Origin of the sequence: uncultured Jatrophihabitans sp., from assembly GCF_964244045.1 — a bacterium.
Taxonomy (GTDB): Bacteria; Actinomycetota; Actinomycetes; order Mycobacteriales; family Jatrophihabitantaceae; genus Jatrophihabitans.
The window spans coordinates 30963-52370 of the sequence record NZ_CAXTHK010000027.1 but is presented as its reverse complement, the minus strand read 5'-3'; the positions used below and the strand labels follow the sequence as shown (position 1 = coordinate 52370).

Genomic DNA, 21408 nt, shown 5'->3' with positions numbered 1-21408 from the left:
GCCCGAGCAGGGACCGGCTGGCGACGTCGAGGGCGTCGAGGTACTGGGCGACCTGCTTGCCCAGCAGCAGCGCGGGCTCCTTCGCAGCGTGCCGTTCGCTGGTGGCCGATGTCGCGGTGTCCTCGCGGGTGAGCGCGCTGGTGAGGATCTCGGCCGCGGTGCGGGGATGGACAGCGTCGGCGAGAGTGACGTCGTCGAACCGCGTCCCGAACGTCCCAGGTGTCACCGGGCAGACGCGTCAATCCAGCGGAGCGTGGCACTGGGCGTACGTCGTCGAAGTCCGTTGGCCGGTCACCAACGGGAGAACAGGAGCGATTGCACGACGACGGCGGTGAGAAGTTGCAACGCCAGCCCTCGTCGCCGCCAGGTGTTGGTCAGCAACGCCGTGCCGAGGAGAAGCCAGGGAACAAAGGGCAGCCAGATGCGTTCGACCTCGCCCTTGCTCATCTCGGAGACGTCGGCCAGCACGATGCACGCCGCTGCGCAGAGCGTGAGCACCGGCGCCGGATCGGAGGGCGTTGCGAAGCGGTGCGTACGCAGCCGCTGCCCCGCGGCGACGACCGATGCGCCGAGCACCGGGCCGGCGCTGACGCACAGCGCAGCAAGATCGCCCCACAGCCAGTACGAGGCGGGACGTCGGTCAGCGATGCCGGCGTAGTAGCGGCTGCGGAGCACTGGGTAGGCGTGCCACCAGGTGAAGCCGCCGAGCGCGAACGCGGCGACGACGGCGAGCGCCCCGACGCCCGCTGCGAGCAGGACGCGGGGTTGGCGGGCGAGCACGACGATCGCCGCCGCGAGCACGGCGAGCAGCGGAAGGCCGTAGGACAGGAAGCAGCAGTACCCGAGTACCGCACCGCTGAGCAGGCTCCAGACGAGGCGCTGGGCCGGGACAGCGGACGTGGCGGCCAGGGCCAGGTAGCAGAGCCCCCAGGCGGCGACCGCAGCGAACAAGGCGTCCGCCGAGACGGCCAGCCAGATCGCCGAGGGTCCGAACACCAGGAAAGGCGCCGCCCGTCGGGCCTGCTGCTCGGCCCCAAGCCGGCGCAGCGTGATGAGGACGGCCGGCCCGGTCGTGGACGCGATCACCACGACTGTCCAGCCGGCGGCGATCCCGCTGCCAAGGCCGAGATGGACGAGCAGGACGAAGAACAGCAGCGCCCCTGGCGGGTGCCCGGCCACGTGGGTTGGCCAGTTGTCGTGGCTGGTCAGCGGAATGCGGCTGACGAACCGGTGGAGCAGCGTCGGCACGCCATGGACCCGGCGGGCCGTCGCGAGATACTCACCGCTGTTGCCGAGGATGCCGCCGATTCCGCGGTTGCCGTCGACCATCGCCAAGGAAGCGGCCCAGAGCAATGACGCCAAGAAAGCCCCCAGGAGCAGCCCCGACCAACGCAGCGACGCCGCGAGCATCGGTGCCCAGCGCGCACCAGCCAGTGCGAGGGCCACCGCGGGGACGGTCCCGCGTCCGACTCTCGGATCCCATCGAGCGCTCAGCGGAGCGCGGCCCAACGCGTTCACGTGCCAGCCGAACAACGGCGGCACCGCGAAAGCGACGCCGATGAGGATCAGCGCCGCCGCGACACCGGTCGCCGGCGCGGCCGTGCGTCGAACGGTGGGGACCGACCTCTCAGCGGCTGTCATCGGCACCCTCGCGTCCGTCGGACTCGATGCCGGGGGCGGTGGCGGGCGTTCGGTGATCGTGCACCACCCGACCGGCGTAGGCGAGCACACTCGCCGCAGCGACGATGGCGAGCAGGACGGAGAGATTCCCGCCGTAGTTCTGCTGCAGGATGGCCTTGTCGGCAGGCTGCGATCCTTCCCGATATATCAGGGGTATCGCGATCACCGAGATCAGCCCGCCGCCGACCAGCGCGCTCTGGACGTAGCGGCCCGCCCGCGCAGGCGTCACGCGGGCGACGAGCCACCCCACGGCGATGACGGCCGGCGAGAGCAGTCCGTCGTGGATCGCCACGGCCAGGATCAACCACACGGCCAGGACGACGAGATCGGCCACCGGGATCTGGGTGACGAGGCGGAACGCGCCGAACAGGGCCAGCGCGACCCCCAGCGCGCCGAGGGTGAGCCGGATCTTGCGCATCAGAGGACCTCGATCCGGCTGAGCCATTTGGTGTTGTGCACGCCGGCCCGGTTCGGCGCGATCAGGCGGAGCGGGTACCCGTGGTCGAGGTCGAGGCGCTCGTTGTTGAGGTGGGTGGCGAGCAGAGCCTGACCGACCTGGGGCCCGTCGACGATGCTGGTCCGGTAGCTGCCGTGCTGTTCCAGCGAGACGACCCGAATCTGCGAGTCGCTGTTCCCACCGGCTCGCCGGACGAGGTCGATCAAGCGCAGGCCGCGCCAGTGAGCGCCCACGCTCCATCCCTCGACGCAGGCGATCGGGAGGTCGGCCGCGTGCTGGGCCAGGCGCTCGACCTCCTCGAGCCCGAGCGTGAAGCCGATTGGACCCATGACCTGCAGTCGCCACGTCGCGGACTGCGCGTGGCCCGCGATCCGCGCCTGCGCGGCGGTCTTGTTGACCGGCACACCCTGGGGCGCTCCCGCCGATTGGCGGACGTTCAGGAGCCCGATGTGTTGCAAGGGGGTGATAGTCGAGCCGACTGACGTGGCGATGACGAGCCCCATGGTTGAGCCGGTCGCGACCAGCAGGCCGCGTCGTGACAACACCCCGGGGCGGTCGGAGCCCGTGTCGTCCTCGGAGACCGTGCCATCGTCTGAGCTGGTGTCGTCCTCGGATCCGGTGCCGTCGTGGGCGAGCGGGGTCGCCAGACCACGCGAGATGTCGGGCAGCTTCACCGCGATGTGGAGCACGAGCGAACCGATCAGCACGTAGCCCAGGAATCGATGGACGGGAACGAAGCTCCATGGCCACGGGTACCAGTCGAGGGTGTTGACGAAGCCGGTCAGGAGCTCGACGAGGGCGGAGGAGACGAGCACGAACACCGACAACCGCTCGACCACCTCGATGAGGGTGCGGACCGGCGGCCAGGTGAACAGTCGCGGGTACACCGACCAGAGCTTGACCAGCAGCAGCGGGATCGTGGCCACGCCTGTCGTCACGTGCAGGCCCTGGGTCACGCGATACAGCCATACCGGGCTCGCTGGCTCGGGCAGCCAGGACCACGCCTGGTACTGGTAGTGACTGAGCAGGCCCGTGACGAAGCAGATCGCGAAGCAGATGCCGAGGACGCGACCGAGCCGGGCGGTCAGCGCGAGTGAGCGCAGCGGGCTGGTGAACCGGGGCCACAGGGCCGGGGGATGGGGCGGTAGGTGCAGTACGGGCACGGTGACGCCCTTTCCGAGAACTCCTCGGACTCAGTCGTGCGCGGCCAGAGCGTGCAGCAAACCTTCGAGGTCTTCGGCGCACGGGCCGCACGCGCGGATGTGCGCCGCAACCTGCGGGAACCGTAGCCGGGCGGCGTCGCCATCGTCGCGAAGCCGTTCGGCGTACATGTCCAGCAGTTCCCTGCCCGTGTCGCAGCCGCCGTCGATCGGATCCGTGGCCAGCAGCTGGTCGAGTGCGTGCCACCCGGTCATCTGCTCACCTCTTGGTCGCGATCGGCGTGTGCTCTGGTGCGTGGACGTGTTGTCCCTGATATGACCATCAGTGACGAGGGCGGCGCGAAGCTTACGTCGGGCGTCGAACATCGTCTTGTAGACGGCCCCGCGGGATGACCCGGTGTCGGCCACCAGCTCGTCCAGCGGCCTGCCTTCGAGCACGAGGGCGGTGAACACGGACCGCTGGCGGTCGCTGAGTTCCTCGGTGACTGCGCGCCGCAGCGAGAGAACGAGCTCGCGCCACTCGGCGCTCTCCTCGGGCGCCATCCCGAGTCGCGACGGGAGCTGGGCCCACCGGTCGTCGTCCAGCACAACGGTGCGCCGCTGCCAGTGATGTCGGTTGACCTTCCCAGCGACCTCGAAGACCACGAATTTGTAGGCCCAGGTGGTGAAACGCGCCTCGCCGCGGAAGGTGTCCAGTCGTCGGAGGATCGAGACCACGGCATCGGCGGCGGCCTGGGCGGCGATGTCGTCCAGCTCCGGGCCGACGACACCCAGGCTCACCGCTCGACGTCGGGCCTCGGCGTGGGCGGCCCGCATCAGAAAAGCGTGCAGGCGAGCGATCGCGAGGTCGCGGGCCGGGCCGACCGCAGCGAGCTCGGCGCGCCAGTCGGTCGATGCGTCGTCGGGAACAGCAGCGAGCGCAGGGGACGGCACACCCCGATCGTATGGACGGTCCGCCCGAGGGAGGTGCTGTTCCGGTCGGACGTAAGACAACCGCCATCTTTGTCACCAACGCAGTGACCCCTGTGACAGGAGAAGGCGTGCACACACCGGCTGACGGATTTCCCGAGCTCGTCCCGACGCGGCCCAGCAGAGCGACGGGCTGACGATGGAGGCCGGCGCGCTACTGCCCTATGAACAGTGTCTGGTGAACGGCGAGACCCTGCTGCTGCGGCACGGGGACCGCACGGTTACGACCCTCGACCTGGACCGCTGGGTCCGTCCCGCGGACGACGCCGACCGGCACGCGCTGCTCTCGGTGGTCGCCCCGGCGCTCGACGTGGGGTGCGGGCCCGGACGGATCGTCGAGGCCCTGCAGCTACGGGGAATCCGCGCCCTGGGTATCGACATCGCAGGCACCGCCGTCACGTTGGCGCGTGCCCGGGGCGCGAACGCGCGCCGCTACGACGTGTTCGGTCGCGTACCTGCGGCGGGGACGTGGCAGACCGTTCTGCTGCTGGACGGCAACATCGGGATCGGTGGTGACCCCGCAGCGCTGCTCACCCGTGCCCTGCAGCTGCTCGCCCCGTCCGGCATCGTCCTCGTCGAGGCGCACGAGGAGCCCGGCATGTATCTGCGCTCGCCGGCGCGCTTCGTCCGCGCCGGGCAGACGGTCGGGCCGACGTTCCCCTGGGCGTTGGTCGGCCGGCACGCCCTCGAGCGGATCGCCACCACCCTCGGCTACCGGATCGAGGCCGCCTGGACGAGTCAGCGCCGGGCCTTCATGGCCCTGCGCGCACCTGCGGGAGACCCGTTGTCCTGAGCACGACCGAGACGTCCATGCCGACCGATCACAGCGCAACCTTCATGGAGCCCCGAATGCCTCTGCTCAGTCCCGGTGATTCGTTCCCGACCGTCAGCGTGCTGCTGGCCGGCGGGGACACGCTGACGATCCCCGACGCTCTCGCCGGCAGCTTCGGCGTCGTGCTGTTCTACCGCGGCGCCTGGTGCCCGTACTGCAACGCCCAGCTACGGGCCTTCCAGCGGGCCGCGGGCGAGTTGGCCGAGGTCGTCGCGAAGGTCGTCGCGTTGTCGGTCGACGACGAGGTGACAACGGAGGCGACCGTCGCCAAACACGGCCTCAGCTTCCCGGTCGGGCACAGCGCCGACGCCGCGGCGATCGCAGCCGCGACCGGGGCCTTCGTCAGCGCCGACCCGGTGTTCCTGCAGTCCACCGGATTCGTGCTCGACCCTACGGGCGCCGTCCTCGTCAGCGTGTACTCCAGCGGCGCGATCGGCCGGCTCGTCCCCGAGGACGTCCTCGGCATGATTCGTTATGTGCGTTCGCAGACTGCGAACGCGTCGACGTGAGAGGCGGCCTCAGACCATGAGCGATAACACCGGCGCCGGTGAGGCGAGCAGTCCCGCGGACATCGACTTCTACTTCGACCCCGTCTGCCCGTTCGCCTGGATGACGAGCAAATGGGTCCGACTCGTCCAGGCGCAACGCGACTACAGCGTCGACTGGCGGTTCATCTCGCTCCGGCTGATCAACGCCTCGACCGACTACGACAGTCACTTCCCGGCCGGCTACGAGGCAGGACACACCGCCGGCCTGAGATTGCTGCGGGTCGCCGCCCGCACCCGGGCCGAGCACGGCCGCGCTGCGGTCGGCCCGCTGTACGCCGCCCTCGGCGCGCGGGTCTTCGACACCGCCGCCGAGTCCAACCCGGCACACGCCGACGGAGGTTATCGAGGCACGCGGGAGTTCGTCGAGCCCGCGCTCGCCGAAGCCGGGCTGCCTGCCGAGCTGGCCGACGCGCTCGACGACGACTCGTGGGACGCCGAGTTGCGTCGCGAGACCGACGAGGGCCTGGCGCTGACCGGTAAGGACGTGGGGACGCCGATCATCCAGTTCCACCCGCCGGCCGGCGTAGCGTTCTTCGGACCGGTCATCAGCAGGCTGCCCACCGAGGAGCAAGCCGGTCCGTTGTGGGACAACGTCGTCGGGCTGGCCTCGTTCCCCGGTTTCGCCGAGCTCAAACGCAGCCTGCGGGAGCGGCCCCAGCTCCGCAGCTTCGGCGTGGACGCCGAGGACGTCGGCCTGCAGGAGGACTGGCACGGCGGCAGCAGACGGCAGAAGAAGTAACCGCATGCCGCGCGGACGCACGGCTCGGTCGCGAGGTGTCGCGGCGCTGCTCGCGACTGCGGTGCTGTGCCTCGCCGCGTGTTCGGGTGGGGACGCCTCGCCCCGGCTCACCACCCATACGGTCGGTCGGGGACTCGACGGCGTCGGCGACCTGCCTGCTGCGGCCAGCGCGTGGCCCGAGGCCGGGTACGACGCGCGCTTCTCCTCCGCCACGACCGCGATCGGACCGCAGACCGGTCATGTGCGCTGGCGCGCGCACCTGGACGGCAACGCCACGCCGGGCCCGGTGCTCGCGGCCGACGGGAGTGTCCTGGCCGCCACGCAGACCGGACGTCTGTACGACCTGGACAGTGCGACCGGTGCCACGCGGTGGAGCTTCGACGGCGGCGGCGCCTACGGGGTCGACCTGTCGACGAGCCCAGCGGTCCTCGGCAACGGCACGATCCTGTGGCCCGGGGCGGCCGACACGCTGTTCGCGCTCGACGCCGGCGGGCATCTGTTCTGGAAGCACAGCTTCGGGGCACAGGTGCTCTCGCCGGCGATCGCCGGGCACGATCGCGTGTACGTCGCCGACCTGTCCGGTCGGGTGGTGGCGCTGGACGTGTCGGGCCCGGCACCCCGGATCGCCTGGCAGCTCGACGTCGGCGGCCCGGACTACGCGAGCCCGTCGGTCGGGCAGAACGGCACGGTGTACACCGCCGCCGACCACGACCTCGTGGCCGTGCGCGACCTCGGCAGCCGCGGTGCGGTGCTCTGGACACTGCACACCCGAAAGCTCGTTGAGGTCAGCAACGCGGTCGGCCCGAACGGTGTCGTCGTGCTGGGCACCAACAACGACCACGAGTTCGGCGTCGCGCCGAGCGGTCACGTCGCGTGGTCGCGTGACATCAACGACTACACCTACTCGTCCTCCGTCGCGACGAACGGCGGGCTCGCCTACTTCGGTGACAACACTGGACGACTGCGGGTGGTCGACGTGCGCAGCGGCGAGGTGAAACAGGTCGTAGCACCGCTCGGCAAGGACAAGGAGAAGATCTGGTCATCGGCGGTGATCGACGTGCGCGGAGACTTCTACTGGGCGACGACTGCCGGGCACGTCTACGGCTACGACCGGAACGCGAAGCAGCTGTTCCACCTCGACGTCGACGGGGGCGTGAACTCCTATCCCGCGGTCGGCGGCGACGGCACCCTCTACCTCGGCACCACCAACGGCTCGGTCTGCGCCGTCGGGCCGTGATGACGACGAGCCCGTGAGCCCGAGGTCCGAGCGCCCGGCAGGGCATGCTGGGGTGATGCGGCTGCTCCGGTTCCGGCGATACTCGCTCGGCGCTCGCGCCTACGACGCGATCTCGGGGGAGCGGCCGGTCTAGCGTCCGGGACGGGTACGGGGCATCGAAAGAGCAGAGCTCTCGCTGGGCGAGCGTGCTTTGGATCTCGGGTGCGGTACCGGCCTCAACCTGGCTCCCGTGCAGCGCCGTGTCGGGCCCCAGGGGTCGGTCGTCGGAGTCGATGCCAGCCGGCCGATGCCGGCGGTGGCCCGTTCGCGGTGCGGCGGTCCGGCTTGGTGAACGTCGACCTGCGCCGCGCGGACGCCGGTCGACCGGGCGTCCTGGACGGGGTGACCGCACCGTTCGACGCGGTGACCATCACCTACGCGCTGTCGATCATCCGCGACTGGCACACCGCGTTCTCCCTGCTGCGCGAGGGCGGGCAGATCGTCGTCGTCCGACATGTCGTACCCGACGGGTCCATGGCGGGTCTTCGCGCCCCTGGCTGCACTCGCGTTCGTTGTTACCGCAGCTTCGTCGTGCCCGGTCGGTGGCCTGGCGCCGACCGGCTCCCGACGAGATGGCCGGACTACGCGAGGCGCGCGGCTACATGTTCGGCGACGCGGATGGCGTTGGCGATGATGGTCAGGGTGGGATTCACCGCGCCGATGGAGGGCATGAAGGAGCCGTCGACGACGTAGAGGTTGTCCAGGTCGTGGGCCTTGCAGTGGACGTCGAGCGCGGATGATGCAGGGTCGGTGCCGAAGCGGACCGTGCCTGCCTGCTTCGCCTTTCCAGAAGGTGACGCCCCGGGCGGGGATGGTGAACCCGACGTCGTTGAGGCATTGGAAAGGATCGCGCCGATGTGGTGTGCGCCGTCCTCATTCCCGACAACAGCTGCGACGGCGACCTTCCCGAACGTCAGCGGACGGTCTTGATCGTCGGTTTCGGACAGTTCTGCATCGAGTCCTTCCAACGCGCGAACGCACACGCTGCTGGGCTGTAGCCTGCCGAGCGTCAGACCGCGACGGCGATGACGCCGCCAGCGACGAGAACGGCGGCCCCGACGGTGATGGGTCCGAGCTTCTCGCGGAACATCAGGCGCCCCAGGAACGCGGCGAGCACCACGCTGACCTCGCGCAGGGTCGCAACAGCGGCGATCGGCGCGCGGCTCTGGGCCCAGACGATCATCCCGTAGGACAGCAGCGAGAGCAGGCCACCCACGACGCCCAGCCGCCACTGCGGCGCAAGGTCCTTGACGAACCCGCGGCCTCTCACTACGAACACCCCGAGCGGAACGAGTGGGCCCTGCAGCGCGAACAGCCAGGCTGCGTAGGAGATCGGGTGCCCGGAATGCCGTACTCCGACTCCGTCGACGAGGGTATAGACGGCGATCATGGTGCCAGTCAGCGCGGCCATTCCGTAGCCACTGCCCCGGCGCGGTGTACCGCGGACGAACACTAGGCCGGTCAGACCGGCACAGACGGCAGCGATGCCGCCCAGCTGCTGCAGCGAGACCCGCTCGTCGAGGAAGCAGAACGAGACGACGCTGACGAGCAGCGGTGCCATTCCTCTGGTGACGGGATAGATCTGTCCGAACTCGCCCTTGCGATACGCGGCCATCAGCATGAGCAGGTACGTCGCCTGCGCGATCGACGAGACGGCGAGATACGGCCAGGCGGCAGCGTGCGGCAGGGGCAGGAAGGGCACGACGGCTGCGCCGGCCGTCAGGTAGACGAGTCCGATCCAGCTCGCCGAGACGAGGCGGTCGGGGATGAGCTTCCCGAGCGCGTTCCAGGTGGCGTGTGCGACCGCGGCCACCAGGATGACGGCGGTGGTCAGTTCGGTGAGCTGGGCGGGCACTGGACCCATCCTTCGCGCACATCAGCCATAGGTCCAATCGATTTTTTAGCTAGAATCATCGACTATGCCTATGAACTACACCTACCTGCGTGCCTTTCATGAGGTCGCGTCCGCCGGCAGCTTCACCGTGGCCGCCCAACGCATGCACGTCAGTCAGCCGACGCTGTCCGAGCAGGTAAAGGCTCTTGAGCGCACCTATGGCGCCAGTCTCTTCTCTCGGCGCGGACGCAGCGTCGCCTTGACTCCGTTGGGCGACAACCTGCTCGACGTCACCCGACGGATGACCGAGTTGGAGCGGGAGGCGGAGCAGTGTCTGAGCTCCGCCCGTGACCTCACCAGCGGGCGGTTGCGCCTCGGCACCGACGCACCCATCCACGCGATGCCGCTGCTCGCCACGCTCGCCCGTCGGCACCCGGACGTCGGGCTGTCGCTCGTTTCCGGCAACGCGGAGCAGGTGCTCTCCGACGTGCTCGAACACCGTGTCGACGCAGCGCTGCTGTCCAACGCACCGGCCGACACGCGCCTGTTCGCGCTTCCACTTGTCGAGGACCGCCTGGTGGCCTTCGTCCACCGCTCCGACCCGCTCGCAGCCCGCCGGCGGCTGCGTCTGCAGGACCTCGTCACGCACCGTCTGATCCTTCGCGAGCTCGGATCGCAGACCCGGCGCATCGTCGACCATACTCTCGCCGGAGCAGGCCTGACCCTGGGCGAGACGATCGAGGTCGACAGCCGCGAGAGCGCGCAGACCGCGGTCGCCATGCGATTGGGCATCGGGGTGGGCGCCGAATCCGAACTGTCGCGAGACGCCCGGCTGGTCGCGCTCCCGATCGTGGGTGCCCGCATGGAGCTGACGGAATCCCTCGTGTGCCTGGCGGGCCGACGCCAGACCCGGCTGATCAGCGCGGTGTACGCCGCCGCGGCGCCTGCCCGACGAAAGCCCGCGAAGCCCTAGTTCGAGGGCGCTACGTCACCACTACGTCAATCGGACGGGCGGCTCGGTCGCCTTCTGAACGTCCTCGAGGGTGACGTCCGGCGCTAGCTCGATGAGACGCAGCCCGTCGGGCGTCACGTCGAGCACGCACAGGTCGGTGATGATCCGCTGCACGACACCGCGGCCGGTGAGCGGGAGCGAGCACTCGTCGACGATCTTGTAGTCGCCACCCCGCGCGGTGTGCTCCATCAGGACGATGACCCGGTCGGCGCCGTGGACGAGGTCCATCGCGCCGCCCATGCCCTTGACCATCTTGCCGGGGATCATCCAGTTGGCGATGTCGCCGGTGGCGCTGACCTGCATCGCGCCCAGGATCGCGATGTCGACCTTGCCGCCGCGGATCATCCCGAACGACGTTGCCGAGTCGAAGTACGAGGCGCCGCGGCGCACCGTCACCGTCTCCTTGCCCGCGTTGATCAGATCGGGGTCGACCGCGTCATCGGTGGGGTAGGCACCCACGCCCAGGATTCCGTTCTCGCTCTGCAGCACCAGCTCGACGTCGTCATCGACATAGTTCGGGACGAGTGTCGGCAGACCGATGCCGAGGTTGACGTACGAACCGTCCTCGAGCTCGGACGCTGCACGGGCCGCCATCTCCTCCCGCGTCCACGTCATGCCGCTGTCCGAACGGTGCGCTTCTCGATCTGCTTGTCGCCAGCCTGCTCGGGCGTCAATGCGACCACCCGCTGCACGTGGATGCCAGGCGTGTGCACGTCATCGGGGTCGATCTCGCCCGGCTCGACGAGGTGCTCGACCTCGGCGATCGTCAACCGACCGCACATCGCGGCGAGCGGGTTGAAGTTGCGCGCGGACTTGCGGAACACCAGGTTCCCGTGTCGGTCGCCGGTGTGTGCGCGCACGAGCGCGAAGTCGGCGACGACGCCTTCCTCGAGCACGAACTCCCGGGGACCGCGCACGGTGTCGAAGGTGCGTACTTCCTTCGGCGGGGAGGCGAGCGCGATTTTGCCGTCGACGTCGTAGCGCCAAGGCAGGCCGCCATCGGCGATCTGGGTGCCAACACCGGTGGCAGTGAAGAATGCGGCGATGCCCGACCCGCCTGCTCGCATGCGCTCGGCCAACGTGCCCTGCGGCGTCAGCTCGACCTCGACCTCACCGCCGAGGTACTGACGGGCGAACTCTTTGTTCTCCCCGACATAGGACGCGACGATGCGGCGGATCCGGCCGCCGTTCAGCAGCCGCCCCAGCCCGTGCGCGTCGGTGCCGCAGTTGTTGGAGATGACCTCGAGCTCGTCAGCGCCCTGCTCCAGCAGCGCGTCGATGAGCACGGTGGGGATACCGCAGAGGCCGAACCCGCCGACGGCGAGCGTTGCGCCGCTGGGCACGTCACGCACCGCCTCTGCAGCCGAACCGACAACCTTGTCCATGACACTCCTTCGCGCGATCGACGCGACGACAGCTTACGGTGACTCGATGGGCCGGGACACGACTGTGCGGCGGGTGGTCGTGGCACCCGACAAGTTCAAGGGTTCGCTGTCGGCCGACCAGGTCGCAGACCTCGTGATCGACGCCGTGCACGTCGTGTCACCTGGCGCCACGCTGGTCCGGCACCCCATCGCTGACGGTGGCGAGGGCACCGTCGGGGTCGCGCTGGCTGCGGGGTTCGCACCCGTCCACGTCGAGGTCGGCGGACCGCTGGGCACGCGCACCGGAGCGACCTACGCCGTGCGCGGCGAAGTCGCCGTCCTCGAGTTGTCCGCGGCGGCCGGGCTGGCGCAGCTCCTCGTGCCGCCCAACGTCCGGACGGCGCTCGAATCCAGCACCCATGGCGTGGGCGAGCTCATCGACGCCGCGCTCGACCACGGTGCCCGCCGCATCGTGCTCGGCGTCGGCGGCAGCGCCAGCACCGACGGGGGAGCGGGGCTTGTGCGGGCGCTCGGCGTAAGGGTGCTCGACGTCCACGGCACGGAGATTGCCGGTGGGGGCGCCGGACTCGCCGCTGCCGCGATGCTCGACCCGTCCGGGCTGGACCCGCGTGTTCGGAGGGCCGACCTCGTCGTGGCGGCCGACGTCGACAACCCGCTCACCGGACCCACCGGGGCCGCCGCGGTGTACGCGCCGCAGAAGGGCGCCGACGCCGACGCCGTGCATCGGCTGGACGAAGCGCTGGCCCACTGGGCCGACCTCGTCGCCGCGACGAGCGGCGCAGATCACCGGCACGTCGCCGGTGCAGGCGCGGCCGGCGGTACGGCGTTCGCCGCGCTCGCCCTGCTCGGCGCCCGGCTGGCCCGCGGGGTGGACGTCCTTGCCGAGCTGACCGGACTGGACGCCGAGCTGGCCGACGCCGACCTGGTGATCGTCGGCGAGGGCTCGCTGGACACCCAGAGCCTGCGCGGGAAGGGCCCGGTCGGGATCGCGGCGCGGGCGCACGGCGTCCCGGTGATCGCGATCGCCGGGCGCAATCTGCTCACCGAGGACCAGTGGCAATCAGCCGGGTTGTCGGCCGTGTACGCCCTCACCGACCTCGAGCCGCGCCTCGACGTCTGCATCCGAGAAGCGGGACCGCTGCTGTCCACGCTCGCAGAGCGCGTTGCGCGCGAGTGGATCTACGTCCAGTAGAGAACGCGCGCCTGCGGCAGCGTGGCGTCGACCTCCCGTTCGAACCACGTACGCATCTCGCGCATCAGGGGCGCGGGGTAGACGTACTTCGTCCCGCCGAACTTCGAGCGCTTCGCCGAGCGACCGGCGTCGTCGAGATCGAGCAAGGTTCGCGGGTACCACGACAGCAGCACCGCTCGGCTGGCCTCGGTGAAGCGGTGGGTGATGAGCTCTACGGTCAGGTCTACATCCGCCGGCAACGCAGCGGCGACCTCGCGCAGCAGGGCGGCGTAATCGTCCTGCCAACCGGGCAATGGCATGACGGGGGCGACGGTGAGCCCGACCGGGTAGCCGGCGCGTGCCAGATCGCGCAGGGCGGTGATCCGCGCAGACACCGAGGCGGTGCCGCCCTCGAAGCGGCGCGAGACGGCGGCGGAATTTACCGACAGGCGTACCCGGGTGCGTCCGTCGTGCGGCAGGTCGAGCAACGGCGCGACGTCGTCGAACTTGGTCGTGAAACGCAGGCTGACCCCGTCGCCGTACTCGCCGCGGCCCACACGAGCGATGGCGCTCGACAGCGAGCCCGTCACCGACTCGATGCCGAGCGGGTCGGTGTAGCAGGACAGCTCGAAGGTGGTGCCCTCACCGCCGCGCAGCGCGTCGCCGGTGGTCACCGTGCCCTGCCCGGCGAGCGACGGGATCGGTGCCAGGACGTCGTCGAGGTTGGCGTACACGCGGGTGATCGGCGGGCCTTGCAGCGAACCCGCCAGGTAGCAGTACTGGCAGTGCGCCGGGCAACCCTTGGCGAGGTCAAGCCGCCAGTCGGCGCTGGGTGGGATGGGCTGCGGGCGAAGCGCGCTTGGCGGCGCCACGACGACGGCCAGCGTCTGCTTGGCCCGCGCGTAGACCTCGCGCTCGGTGCCGCCGCGCAGGCCGGTCAGCCGGTCGCCGTCGAGTAGTCGGATGTCTTGGACCCCCGCGGCCGTGCAGCGGGCAATGATCTGCTGGCCGTGCTCCAGCTCGGCGGCCGAGCGGGTCACCAGCACGTGCTTCGGCACCCAGCGACGGGCGGGTCGGACGAGCGTGGCGAGGTCGGCGTCGTCGGCCGGGAGGGTTTCGAGCACACAGGTGGAACACCGTGGCGGATGGTGATCTTCCGGCCCCGTAGCGTCGCCGCGGTGCGGGCTCGGTCACCGGATCAGGTATTGGCCCTGCTGAACCGCGCTTGTGACCCAGCGGGCCTCGCCCGAGCCGTACCGTGAGGTGATGCCCTACGCCGACCGGCACCCGCTCGCGATGGTCCCGAAGACGCTCGGGATGCAGGCGCTGCTGCTGTCCGTGCTGCCGGTCAATCTCGCGCTGACGGGCGTGGCCCTGGTGCGCTCGACGATCGCTCCCGCTCGGCGCCAGGTCGCGACCGTGCCCCGGACGATCCTGATCAGCGGCGGCAAGATGAGCAAGGCGCTGCAGCTGGCCCGCTCGTTCCACCGCGCCGGGCACCGGGTCGTGCTCGTCGAAGCAGCGAAGTACCAACTCACGGGGCACCGGTTCTCCAACGCCGTCGACCGCTTCTACACCGTGCCGAAGCCGCAGGATCCGGCCTACGCGCAAGCGCTGCTCGACATCGTCCGCCGCGAGAACGTCGACGTGTACGTGCCGGTGTGCAGCCCGGCAGCCAGCTACTACGACGCACTGGCCAAGCCGCTGCTCGAACCGTACTGCGAGGTACTGCACTGCGACCCCGACACCATCGACCTGCTCGACGACAAGTACCGCTTCGCGACGACGGCGGCCTCGCTCGGCCTGCCGGTGCCCGACACACATCGCGTTACAGACTCCGACGAGGTGGCGGCGTTCGAGTTCGACGGCGAGCACCCCGGTCCGTACATCCTGAAGAGCATCCCGTACGACCCCGTCCACCGCCTGGATCTCACGCCGCTGCCAGCCGGCAGCTCGGCGGAGACGAAACGCTTCGCCCGCTCGAAGCCGATCTCGCCCGACAACCCATGGATCCTTCAGGAGTTCGTCGCCGGCCAGGAGTACTGCACGCACGGCACCGTGCGCGACGGTGAGCTCACCGTCTACTGCTGCTGCGAGTCATCCGCCTTCCAGCTGAACTACGCCATGGTCGACAAGCCTGAGATCGAACAGTGGGTGCGCACGTTCGCGCGCGAGCTCAAACTGACCGGCCAGGTCTCGTTCGACTTCATCGAGGCGCCCGACGGGCAGATCCGCGCCATTGAATGCAACCCGCGTACCCACTCGGCGATCACCATGTTCTACAACCACCCCGACCTCGCGGCCGCCTACCTCGATGCAGACGGACCGTCGATCCGCCCGCTGCCGTCCAGCCGACCGACCTACTGGCTGTACCAGGAGCTATGGCGACTCGTGCGGCACCCGAGCACGGTGCGTGAGCGGGTCTCGATCATCGTGCACGGCAAGGAGGCGATCTTCGACTGGACCGACCCGCTGCCGTTCCTGCTCGTGCACCACCTGCAGATCCCGTCGCTGCTGCTGCACAACCTGCGCCACCGTAAGGACTGGATCCGCGTCGACGTCAACATCGGCAAGCTCGTCGAGCCGGCAGGGGACTGAGCCGTGCCCTTGCGCGTCCTGCACCTCGTCGGCTCCGCTGTCAGCGAGTTCTACGCCGACCTCTCGCGGCTCTACGCCAGCGACTGCCTGACCGCGACCGCCGACCCACAGCGCTACGAGCCGCTGGTTGCCTACGTGTCACCCGACCGCCGCTGGCGTTTCTTCGAAGCCGTGAGCCCGGCGAACCTCGATCCGGACTCGATCGCCGCGGCCGAGCCGCTGGACGTCGCCGGCGCGATCGCACGGATCGACGCCCTGCGCATCGACGTCATGGTGCCGCAGATGTTCTGCCTGCCCGGCATGACGCACTACCGCGCGCTCTTCGACGTGCTCGGCATCCCGTACGTGGGCAACCGGCCGGACGTGATGGCCATCGCCGCCGACAAGGCCCGGGCGCGCGCGATCGTGGCCGCGGCGGGTGTGCGGGTGCCCGAAGGGGAGGTGTTGCGGCGCGGGGACGTCCCTACCCTCGTGCCCCCGACCGTGATCAAGCCGGTCGACACCGACAACTCGCTGGGCCTGGCGCTGGTGCGCCAAGCGACGGACTACGAGCGGGCGATCAAGGACGCATTCACCCACGCTGACGCCGTGCTCGTCGAGCGCTACGTCGAGCTGGGCCGCGAGGTGCGCTGCGGGGTGGTCGAACGCGGCGGCGAGCTGGTGGCGTTACCGCTCGAGGAGTACGACGTCGACACTGACCGCAAGCCCATCCGCGACCACGCCGACAAGATCGACCGCAGCGGCGACGGCGAGCTGAACCTGGTAGCCAAGGACGCCGCGCACGCCTGGATGGTGGACGTCGACGACCCGATCACCGAGCGGGTGTGGGCGGCCGCGAAGCTCGCGCACGTCGCCCTCGGCTGCCGGCACTACAGCCTGTTCGACTTCCGGATCGATCCCGATGGCGAACCGTGGTTCCTCGAGGCCGGGCTGTACTGCTCGTTCGCGAAGCAGAGCGTGGTGTCGATGATGGCCGCCGCGGCCGGCATCGACCTGCCCGAGCTGTTCGGCGCCGCCGTCGATCAGGCGCTGACGGGCTCGTAACCGATCACCATGCCGCGGTGCATGACGCGGTCGCCCTCGACGTCGGAGTGGTCGGCGCGGTGCAGCACGCAGCCGTTGTCCCACATCACGACGTCGCCCGGCGACCACGCGTGCTCGAAGACGTTGTCCGCGCGGGTCGAGTGTGCGAGCAGGAACTGCACCAGATCTGCTGCCTCGTCGTCGGGCATCCCGCTGATCGCCGCGCATCGCTGCGGTGTCGACAGGTACAGCGCGGTGCGCCCGGACAGCGGATGGGTCCGGCAGATCGGATGGACGGCCGCCGTCTCGTCGTCGTCGCCGAGGTCGAGGCCGGTGACGACGTGGGTGATCGTGCGGTCCTGAAGGCTGGCGCGGACGTCCGGCGGCAGCGTCTCGTAGGCGCGGTACTGATTGGTGAACACGGTGCCGCCGCCGTGGCGCGGCACGGTCACCGCTCGCAGTGCCGTGTAGGTCGGCGGCCGGCTCAGATAGCTCGAGTCGGTGTGGAAGCTGCTGCGCGGGGCAGTGGCGCGCCCGACGTTGCTGATGACATTGAGGTCAGGGAAGCCGTCGACGGGCGTCTCGCCGGTCGTGAACGTCAGCTCGCCGAAGCGTTGCAGAAAGGTTAGGAACTCGGCGTCGTCGGCCTGCTGACCGGGGAACACCAGGACGCCGTGCTGCCCCAGCAGAGCCCTGAGCTCGGTGATCGTTGCGTCGTCGACGCCGGTGATCGAGACCCCGGTGACCGTGACCCCGAGAGGTTCGTGGGTGACAGTCTGCATGACGTACCTCCAGGTACGGTTCAGTCGACGCGTCGGACGAGCGTGAGCCCGTCGCGCACCGGTACGAGCACCTGCTCGACGCGGGGGTCGTCGGCCACGGCGCGGTTGAAGTCCACGATGGCCGCACCGTTGTCGGTCACCGTCCCGACGCCCCACGGCTGGCCCTGCATCAGCGTGTTGTCGACGCAGACCAGCGCGTGGGGGGCGAGCAGGTCGCTGCTCAACAGCGCATCGAGATAGCCGCGGTAGCCGGCCTTGTCGGCGTCGATGAACACCAGGTCGAAGCGGTCGCTCGCAGCAGCCAATTCGGAGAGCGTGTCCAGCGCCGGCCCGACCCGGACGTCAATCTTATTGCCGTCCGGCGATTCGTCGAAGCAGCGACGGGCGAGGTCGGCCGCGTACGGGTCGAGCTCGCACGCGACCACCTCGCCGTCGGGGGGCAGGGCTTCGGCCATGGCCAGCGCCGAGTAACCGGTGAACATACCGATCTCGAGCACCCGCCGGGCGCGGGTCGCGTGCACCAGCATCTTTAGGATCTGGCCCTCGACGTGGCCGGAGAGCATCTCCTGCTCGAGCTCCGGTCCGTCTCCCTTATGCTGCGCCCAGTCCTCCTCCTGCGTCCGACAGGCCAGCTTGTGCAGCGCCGTCGACTGAGGGGTCGTGCACTGCTCGACGTAGCTGTCGATGCCCTGCGCCAAGGCGTGGGCATGGCGCAGGTCCGAGCCGAGATCCTGATCGGGCGCGGCGGCGTCGACGCGCCCGACCAGGTCGGCGAGCAAGGCAGTCAAGATACCGAGGGGGGTTACCGGCCTCGGGTCATGAGCCATCTGCTCGGTCTTCAATGGACATCGAGGCGAGTGACATGAACATGTCCTCGCCGAGCCCCGTGCGGGGGTACACGGTGCTGCAGGTGCGCTTGTGCACCTCGAGCAGGCGCGCCAGCTCGTCGACCGTCAGGTCGTTGACGAAGAAACACGTACCGACCGGATTGGGCACTGCTGCACGCAACTGCCCATCACGGGTCTGCAGGATCGACTCGGTGGCCTTCGCCAGGAGCTCGGCCGTGAAGTACGGGCTGTCGATGGACAACCCGATGCGGCTCATCAACCAGAAGATCCGGTCGCGGTCGGCGACCGTGATGTAGCCGCGCTGCTCTGCGATCGTCGTCGAGTACGCCATGTCGATGGCGATGGCGTGACCGTGGAAGAACGGCAGCTCCGGCGCGAGCTCGAGCGTCGGGCTCCAGGTGTGGCCGAACGCGATGACCCGGTCGAGGTCCAATTCGTGCAGGTTCGGCACCTCGAGGTGCAGCATCGTCGAGATCGCGTCGTACGTGACACGGTGCGCAATCTCGCGCAGCTCCGGGGTGCCGTCGAGGTGGCCGAAGCGGGTGGCCAGCAGGTCCTCGCCATACTTCTCGAGCAGTTCGAAGATGCCGGCGTTGGAGACCACCGCAATCTTGATCAGCTCGGCCATGCCGTTGCGTACCTGGTCGGTCGGCAGGGTCTCGAGGAAGGAGAAGTCCAGGATCACCTGCGAGGAGTTGTGGTAGGCACCGAGCCGGTTCTTGTTCTTCCCGTGGTTCACCGCAACCTTGATCGACACGCTGGCGTCGATGAGGCCGATCAGGGTGGTCGGGATGCGGATGTAGTTCGTCGAGCGGCGGTAGCTGGCGCAGGCGAATCCGGCGACGTCCGTGATCAACCCGCCACCGACGACGAGCACCGGCTCCTTGCGCACGAGGCCGAACTCACCGAAGGCGTCGACGATGCGTTCGAGCTTGTCGAGCGACTTGTCGACTTCTTTGATTGTCACGGGGAAGACGGTCAGTGCGATGCCATGGTGGTCGAAGTAGGCCCGCATCCGCGCGCCGTACAGGCGATCAACGGTGGCGTCGACGACCGCGAGGCACCGGCCCAAGGACAGGTAGTTGTCAGCCAGCTGGGGGTTGGCCGGGTCGAAGACACCGTCGACGTACGTCAACGTGTAGTCGATCTTCTCGTAGGCCTCGACGCGGAACTCGGTGTCGGACTCCGTCACCACCGGCTGCGGAGCATTCACTGCTCGCCCTTGATGAAGGTGCGCAATTCCTCGAAGTCGATGTGGTCCACGACGGCCGCGGCCTTGGCAAAGTCGTGGCCCGCGGTGTTCTCGTTCGGGAAGGCGACACACACCACGCCCGCGGCGACGGCCGAGGCCACCCCGCCGACATTGTCCTCGACAGCGACGCAGTCCTCGGCCTGGACGTCGAGCGTGCGCATTGCATACGAGTACGCGGCACGGTCGGGCTTGGGCTCGTCGACCGAGGTCAGATCGACCACCAGGTCGAAGTCGTCCCGCGAAATCTGACCCTTGAGCGCCTCGAGCAGTGCAGCGACGTTCTCGGGCGTGGTCGTCGTGACGAGCGCGACCTGGTGCCCGCTGCCCTTGGCGATGCGGATGGTCTCGGCTACGCCCGGACGCGGGGTGACCGTCGACGACCCGAGCAGCTTCTGGAAGGTCTCCGACTTCGTACGGTGCACGGCTGCGGCGTCGACGTCCTCGCCGCGGGCGGCGGCGAACTCGGCGATGCGCTTGGCGCCGCCGTTGTTCGTCAGCTGCTCGCGATAGTCGTCGCGGTCCCAGGACCAATCGAGACCGTGCGAGGTGAAGGCCTCGTTGAAGGCCTGTCGCTGGAGTTCAGAGGTGTCGGCGATCGTGCTGATCGAACCGAAGAACAAGGCAGACATGGGGCTACTTCCGGTCGGGGACAGAGCGCTGGCGGGCCGCTGGTAGGACTTTGTGCGACCCGTCGCGACAGAAGCCCTCCGGCGATTGCTCTACCCGTCCAACGGTGCGAAAACACCATTCCGTGCGCAGTTCTGCGCATTCGTGCGTGTTTCCGCGCAATTCGGAGGGTCTTGGCGTTCGCCGGTGATCCGGGCATAGGACTCTCAGGCGTAGCAGCGGACGGTCGAGGTGTGGGCGAACGATACAACGCCGTGAGATCGCGCCACGGCGACGTGCCGGGCGGCTCGCCCGGGGTAAATTCCACCTATTCGCCGCTGCCTCGCTGCTAGGTTCGGACGGTCATGGACGCCGATCCACCAGCCGGCGGTCGCCGCTCCCGCCCACTGCATCGGCAGGCTTTCGCGCTCGTCCGCGTGGCGGCTGGCGGGATTGTCGGAACGGCCGCGCGGTACGGGCTGGCCCAGGCCCTGCCGACCGAGAGCGGGCGGTGGCCCACCGGCACGTTCGTGGCCAATCTGCTCGGCTCGTTCGTGCTCGGTTTTCTGCTCGAGGCGCTGCTGCGGGCGGGACCCGATACCGACTGGCGTCAGCGGACCAGGCTGCTGGTCGGGACGGGTTTCTGCGGCGGCTTCACCACCTACAGCACGCTCGTGGTCGAGGCCGACCTGCTCGTGCGTGGCCACCACGCGGTGCTGGCCCTGGCCTACGTCGCCGCTACTGTCCTCACGGGCGTAGCGCTGGCCGTCGCCGGGATCGCCGTGGCCGCTCGCGTCCGGTCGAGGCCCCCGACGTGATCGACCTGTGGGTCGCGCTCGCAGGCGGCGCGGGTGCTCTCGCCCGCTTCGTCGTCGACGGTGCGGTGCGCAGCCGCTGGCCGTCGGGTTTCCCCTGGTCCACCGTGCTGATCAACGTGAGCGGGTCGTTCGCGCTGGGCGTCCTCACCGGCTTGGTGATCTTCCGCAACGACCCGAACACCCTGCGCCTCGTTCTGGGGACAGGACTCTGCGGCGGTTACACCACGTTCGGCACCGCCAGCGTCGAGACAGTCCGGTTGGCGCAGCGCGGCGCGGTCGTGGTGGCCGCCGGTTACGCACTCGGCTCGCTCGTGCTCGCGGCCGGCGCCGCGGCCGCGGGCCTGCTGGTAACCCGCTGAGCCTGTTCACCGAGCGTTCATCGAGGGGTTGCCCCGCGGCCGTGTGCCCTGCCAACACT

24 protein-coding genes and 2 pseudogenes are annotated in these 21408 nt (G+C 69.4%); 11 read left to right on the top strand and 15 right to left on the bottom strand.

What is annotated here, in order from left to right; translation table 11 throughout:
- The 5 genes from ACFFC4_RS17455 to ACFFC4_RS17435 all read right to left on the bottom strand — a co-directional run.
- A partial coding sequence (locus ACFFC4_RS17455) for a hypothetical protein (RefSeq protein WP_375503187.1) occupies nucleotides 1-226 on the bottom strand: 226 nt, incomplete at its 3' end.
- A gap of 65 nt (nucleotides 227-291) precedes the next feature.
- On the bottom strand, nucleotides 292-1641 hold the full coding sequence (locus ACFFC4_RS17450; protein WP_375503185.1) for a hypothetical protein: 1350 nt from the start codon (nucleotides 1639-1641) through the stop codon (nucleotides 292-294).
- Entirely contained in the window at nucleotides 1628-2098 is a 471-nt protein-coding gene (locus ACFFC4_RS17445) for a hypothetical protein (protein WP_375503183.1), read from the bottom strand. The genes ACFFC4_RS17450 and ACFFC4_RS17445 overlap by 14 nt, the downstream gene beginning before the upstream one ends.
- Nucleotides 2098-3300, bottom strand: a complete 1203-nt coding sequence (locus ACFFC4_RS17440; RefSeq protein ID WP_375503181.1) for a molybdopterin-dependent oxidoreductase — start codon at nucleotides 3298-3300, stop codon at nucleotides 2098-2100. Before ACFFC4_RS17440 ends, ACFFC4_RS17445 begins: the two co-directional genes overlap by 1 nt.
- A 30-nt stretch (nucleotides 3301-3330) precedes the next feature.
- Nucleotides 3331-4230: an RNA polymerase sigma factor gene (locus ACFFC4_RS17435; RefSeq protein WP_375503179.1), complete on the bottom strand. Its 900-nt coding sequence runs from the start codon at nucleotides 4228-4230 to the stop codon at nucleotides 3331-3333.
- Nucleotides 4231-4444: 214 nt separating this feature from the next.
- On the opposite strand from ACFFC4_RS17435, the gene ACFFC4_RS17430 reads away from it, so the two are divergent.
- The 5 genes from ACFFC4_RS17430 to ACFFC4_RS17410 all read left to right on the top strand — a co-directional run bounded on the left by ACFFC4_RS17430 (nucleotide 4445) and on the right by ACFFC4_RS17410 (nucleotide 7953).
- Nucleotides 4445-5059 (top strand): methyltransferase domain-containing protein, encoded by a 615-nt coding sequence (locus ACFFC4_RS17430; RefSeq protein WP_375503177.1) that lies wholly within the window; start codon nucleotides 4445-4447, stop codon nucleotides 5057-5059.
- Nucleotides 5060-5115: 56 nt separating this feature from the next.
- Nucleotides 5116-5607, top strand: coding sequence for a redoxin domain-containing protein (locus tag ACFFC4_RS17425; RefSeq protein ID WP_375503175.1), 492 nt, complete (start codon nucleotides 5116-5118; stop codon nucleotides 5605-5607).
- 16 nt (nucleotides 5608-5623) lie between these two features.
- Nucleotides 5624-6385, top strand: coding sequence for a hypothetical protein (locus tag ACFFC4_RS17420; RefSeq protein ID WP_375503173.1), 762 nt, complete (start codon nucleotides 5624-5626; stop codon nucleotides 6383-6385).
- A gap of 4 nt (nucleotides 6386-6389) precedes the next feature.
- A complete protein-coding gene (locus ACFFC4_RS17415; RefSeq protein WP_375503171.1) occupies nucleotides 6390-7622 on the top strand; it encodes a PQQ-binding-like beta-propeller repeat protein in 1233 nt (410 codons plus the stop codon).
- Between the two features lie 154 nt (nucleotides 7623-7776).
- Entirely contained in the window at nucleotides 7777-7953 is a 177-nt protein-coding gene (locus ACFFC4_RS17410; protein WP_375503189.1) for a methyltransferase domain-containing protein, read from the top strand.
- Between the two features lie 289 nt (nucleotides 7954-8242).
- Here the strand turns inward: ACFFC4_RS17410 and ACFFC4_RS17405 are convergent.
- From ACFFC4_RS17405 to ACFFC4_RS17395, 3 genes and pseudogenes are all read right to left on the bottom strand, one after another.
- Nucleotides 8243-8443, bottom strand: a pseudogene (locus ACFFC4_RS17405) (GMC oxidoreductase); the annotation flags it as partial.
- Nucleotides 8424-8650 (bottom strand): annotated as a pseudogene (locus ACFFC4_RS17400) (flavodoxin); the annotation flags it as partial. The pseudogenes ACFFC4_RS17405 and ACFFC4_RS17400, both read right to left, overlap by 20 nt.
- A 20-nt stretch (nucleotides 8651-8670) precedes the next feature.
- Entirely contained in the window at nucleotides 8671-9516 is an 846-nt protein-coding gene (locus tag ACFFC4_RS17395; protein WP_375503169.1) for an EamA family transporter, read from the bottom strand.
- Between the two features lie 64 nt (nucleotides 9517-9580).
- Here ACFFC4_RS17395 and ACFFC4_RS17390 point away from each other — a divergent pair, with 64 nt between their 5' ends.
- Nucleotides 9581-10468, top strand: coding sequence for a LysR substrate-binding domain-containing protein (locus tag ACFFC4_RS17390; RefSeq protein ID WP_375503167.1), 888 nt, complete (start codon nucleotides 9581-9583; stop codon nucleotides 10466-10468).
- Nucleotides 10469-10489: 21 nt separating this feature from the next.
- Here the strand turns inward: ACFFC4_RS17390 and ACFFC4_RS17385 are convergent, their stop codons facing one another.
- Both ACFFC4_RS17385 and ACFFC4_RS17380 read right to left on the bottom strand, forming a co-directional pair.
- Nucleotides 10490-11122: a CoA transferase subunit B gene (locus tag ACFFC4_RS17385; RefSeq protein ID WP_375503165.1), complete on the bottom strand. Its 633-nt coding sequence runs from the start codon at nucleotides 11120-11122 to the stop codon at nucleotides 10490-10492.
- Entirely contained in the window at nucleotides 11119-11892 is a 774-nt protein-coding gene (locus ACFFC4_RS17380) for a CoA transferase subunit A (protein WP_375503163.1), read from the bottom strand. Before ACFFC4_RS17380 ends, ACFFC4_RS17385 begins: the two co-directional genes overlap by 4 nt.
- 46 nt (nucleotides 11893-11938) lie before the next feature.
- Between ACFFC4_RS17380 and ACFFC4_RS17375 the strand changes: the two genes are divergently transcribed.
- Nucleotides 11939-13084, top strand: coding sequence for a glycerate kinase (locus ACFFC4_RS17375; protein ID WP_375503161.1), 1146 nt, complete (start codon nucleotides 11939-11941; stop codon nucleotides 13082-13084).
- Here the strand turns inward: ACFFC4_RS17375 and ACFFC4_RS17370 are convergent.
- Complete coding sequence (locus ACFFC4_RS17370; protein ID WP_375503159.1) at nucleotides 13072-14187, bottom strand: spore photoproduct lyase family protein; 1116 nt, start codon at nucleotides 14185-14187, stop codon at nucleotides 13072-13074. The genes ACFFC4_RS17375 and ACFFC4_RS17370 overlap by 13 nt on opposite strands.
- A gap of 142 nt (nucleotides 14188-14329) precedes the next feature.
- On the opposite strand from ACFFC4_RS17370, the gene ACFFC4_RS17365 reads away from it, so the two are divergent.
- Both ACFFC4_RS17365 and ACFFC4_RS17360 read left to right on the top strand, forming a co-directional pair.
- A complete protein-coding gene (locus ACFFC4_RS17365) occupies nucleotides 14330-15661 on the top strand; it encodes an ATP-grasp enzyme (RefSeq protein ID WP_375503157.1) in 1332 nt (443 codons plus the stop codon).
- Nucleotides 15662-15664: 3 nt separating this feature from the next.
- Entirely contained in the window at nucleotides 15665-16705 is a 1041-nt protein-coding gene (locus ACFFC4_RS17360; protein ID WP_375503155.1) for a D-alanine--D-alanine ligase, read from the top strand.
- Here the strand turns inward: ACFFC4_RS17360 and ACFFC4_RS17355 are convergent.
- From ACFFC4_RS17355 to ACFFC4_RS17340, 4 genes are read right to left on the bottom strand one after another with little or no spacing between them, the layout of a single operon-like run.
- Entirely contained in the window at nucleotides 16684-17466 is a 783-nt protein-coding gene (locus ACFFC4_RS17355) for a TauD/TfdA dioxygenase family protein (protein ID WP_375503153.1), read from the bottom strand. The genes ACFFC4_RS17360 and ACFFC4_RS17355 overlap by 22 nt on opposite strands.
- Nucleotides 17467-17486: 20 nt before the next feature.
- Nucleotides 17487-18293, bottom strand: coding sequence for an O-methyltransferase (locus ACFFC4_RS17350; protein ID WP_375503151.1), 807 nt, complete (start codon nucleotides 18291-18293; stop codon nucleotides 17487-17489).
- Nucleotides 18283-19527, bottom strand: a complete 1245-nt coding sequence (locus tag ACFFC4_RS17345; protein WP_375503149.1) for a sedoheptulose 7-phosphate cyclase — start codon at nucleotides 19525-19527, stop codon at nucleotides 18283-18285. Before ACFFC4_RS17345 ends, ACFFC4_RS17350 begins: the two co-directional genes overlap by 11 nt.
- On the bottom strand, nucleotides 19524-20195 hold the full coding sequence (locus ACFFC4_RS17340; RefSeq protein ID WP_375503147.1) for an HAD-IA family hydrolase: 672 nt from the start codon (nucleotides 20193-20195) through the stop codon (nucleotides 19524-19526). The genes ACFFC4_RS17345 and ACFFC4_RS17340 overlap by 4 nt, the downstream gene beginning before the upstream one ends.
- Before the next feature lie 342 nt (nucleotides 20196-20537).
- Between ACFFC4_RS17340 and ACFFC4_RS17335 the strand changes: the two genes are divergently transcribed.
- Nucleotides 20538-20990, top strand: coding sequence for a fluoride efflux transporter FluC (locus ACFFC4_RS17335; protein ID WP_375503145.1), 453 nt, complete (start codon nucleotides 20538-20540; stop codon nucleotides 20988-20990).
- Nucleotides 20987-21349 (top strand): fluoride efflux transporter FluC, encoded by a 363-nt coding sequence (locus ACFFC4_RS17330; protein ID WP_375503143.1) that lies wholly within the window; start codon nucleotides 20987-20989, stop codon nucleotides 21347-21349. Before ACFFC4_RS17335 ends, ACFFC4_RS17330 begins: the two co-directional genes overlap by 4 nt.
- Nucleotides 21350-21408 lie beyond the last annotated feature (59 nt).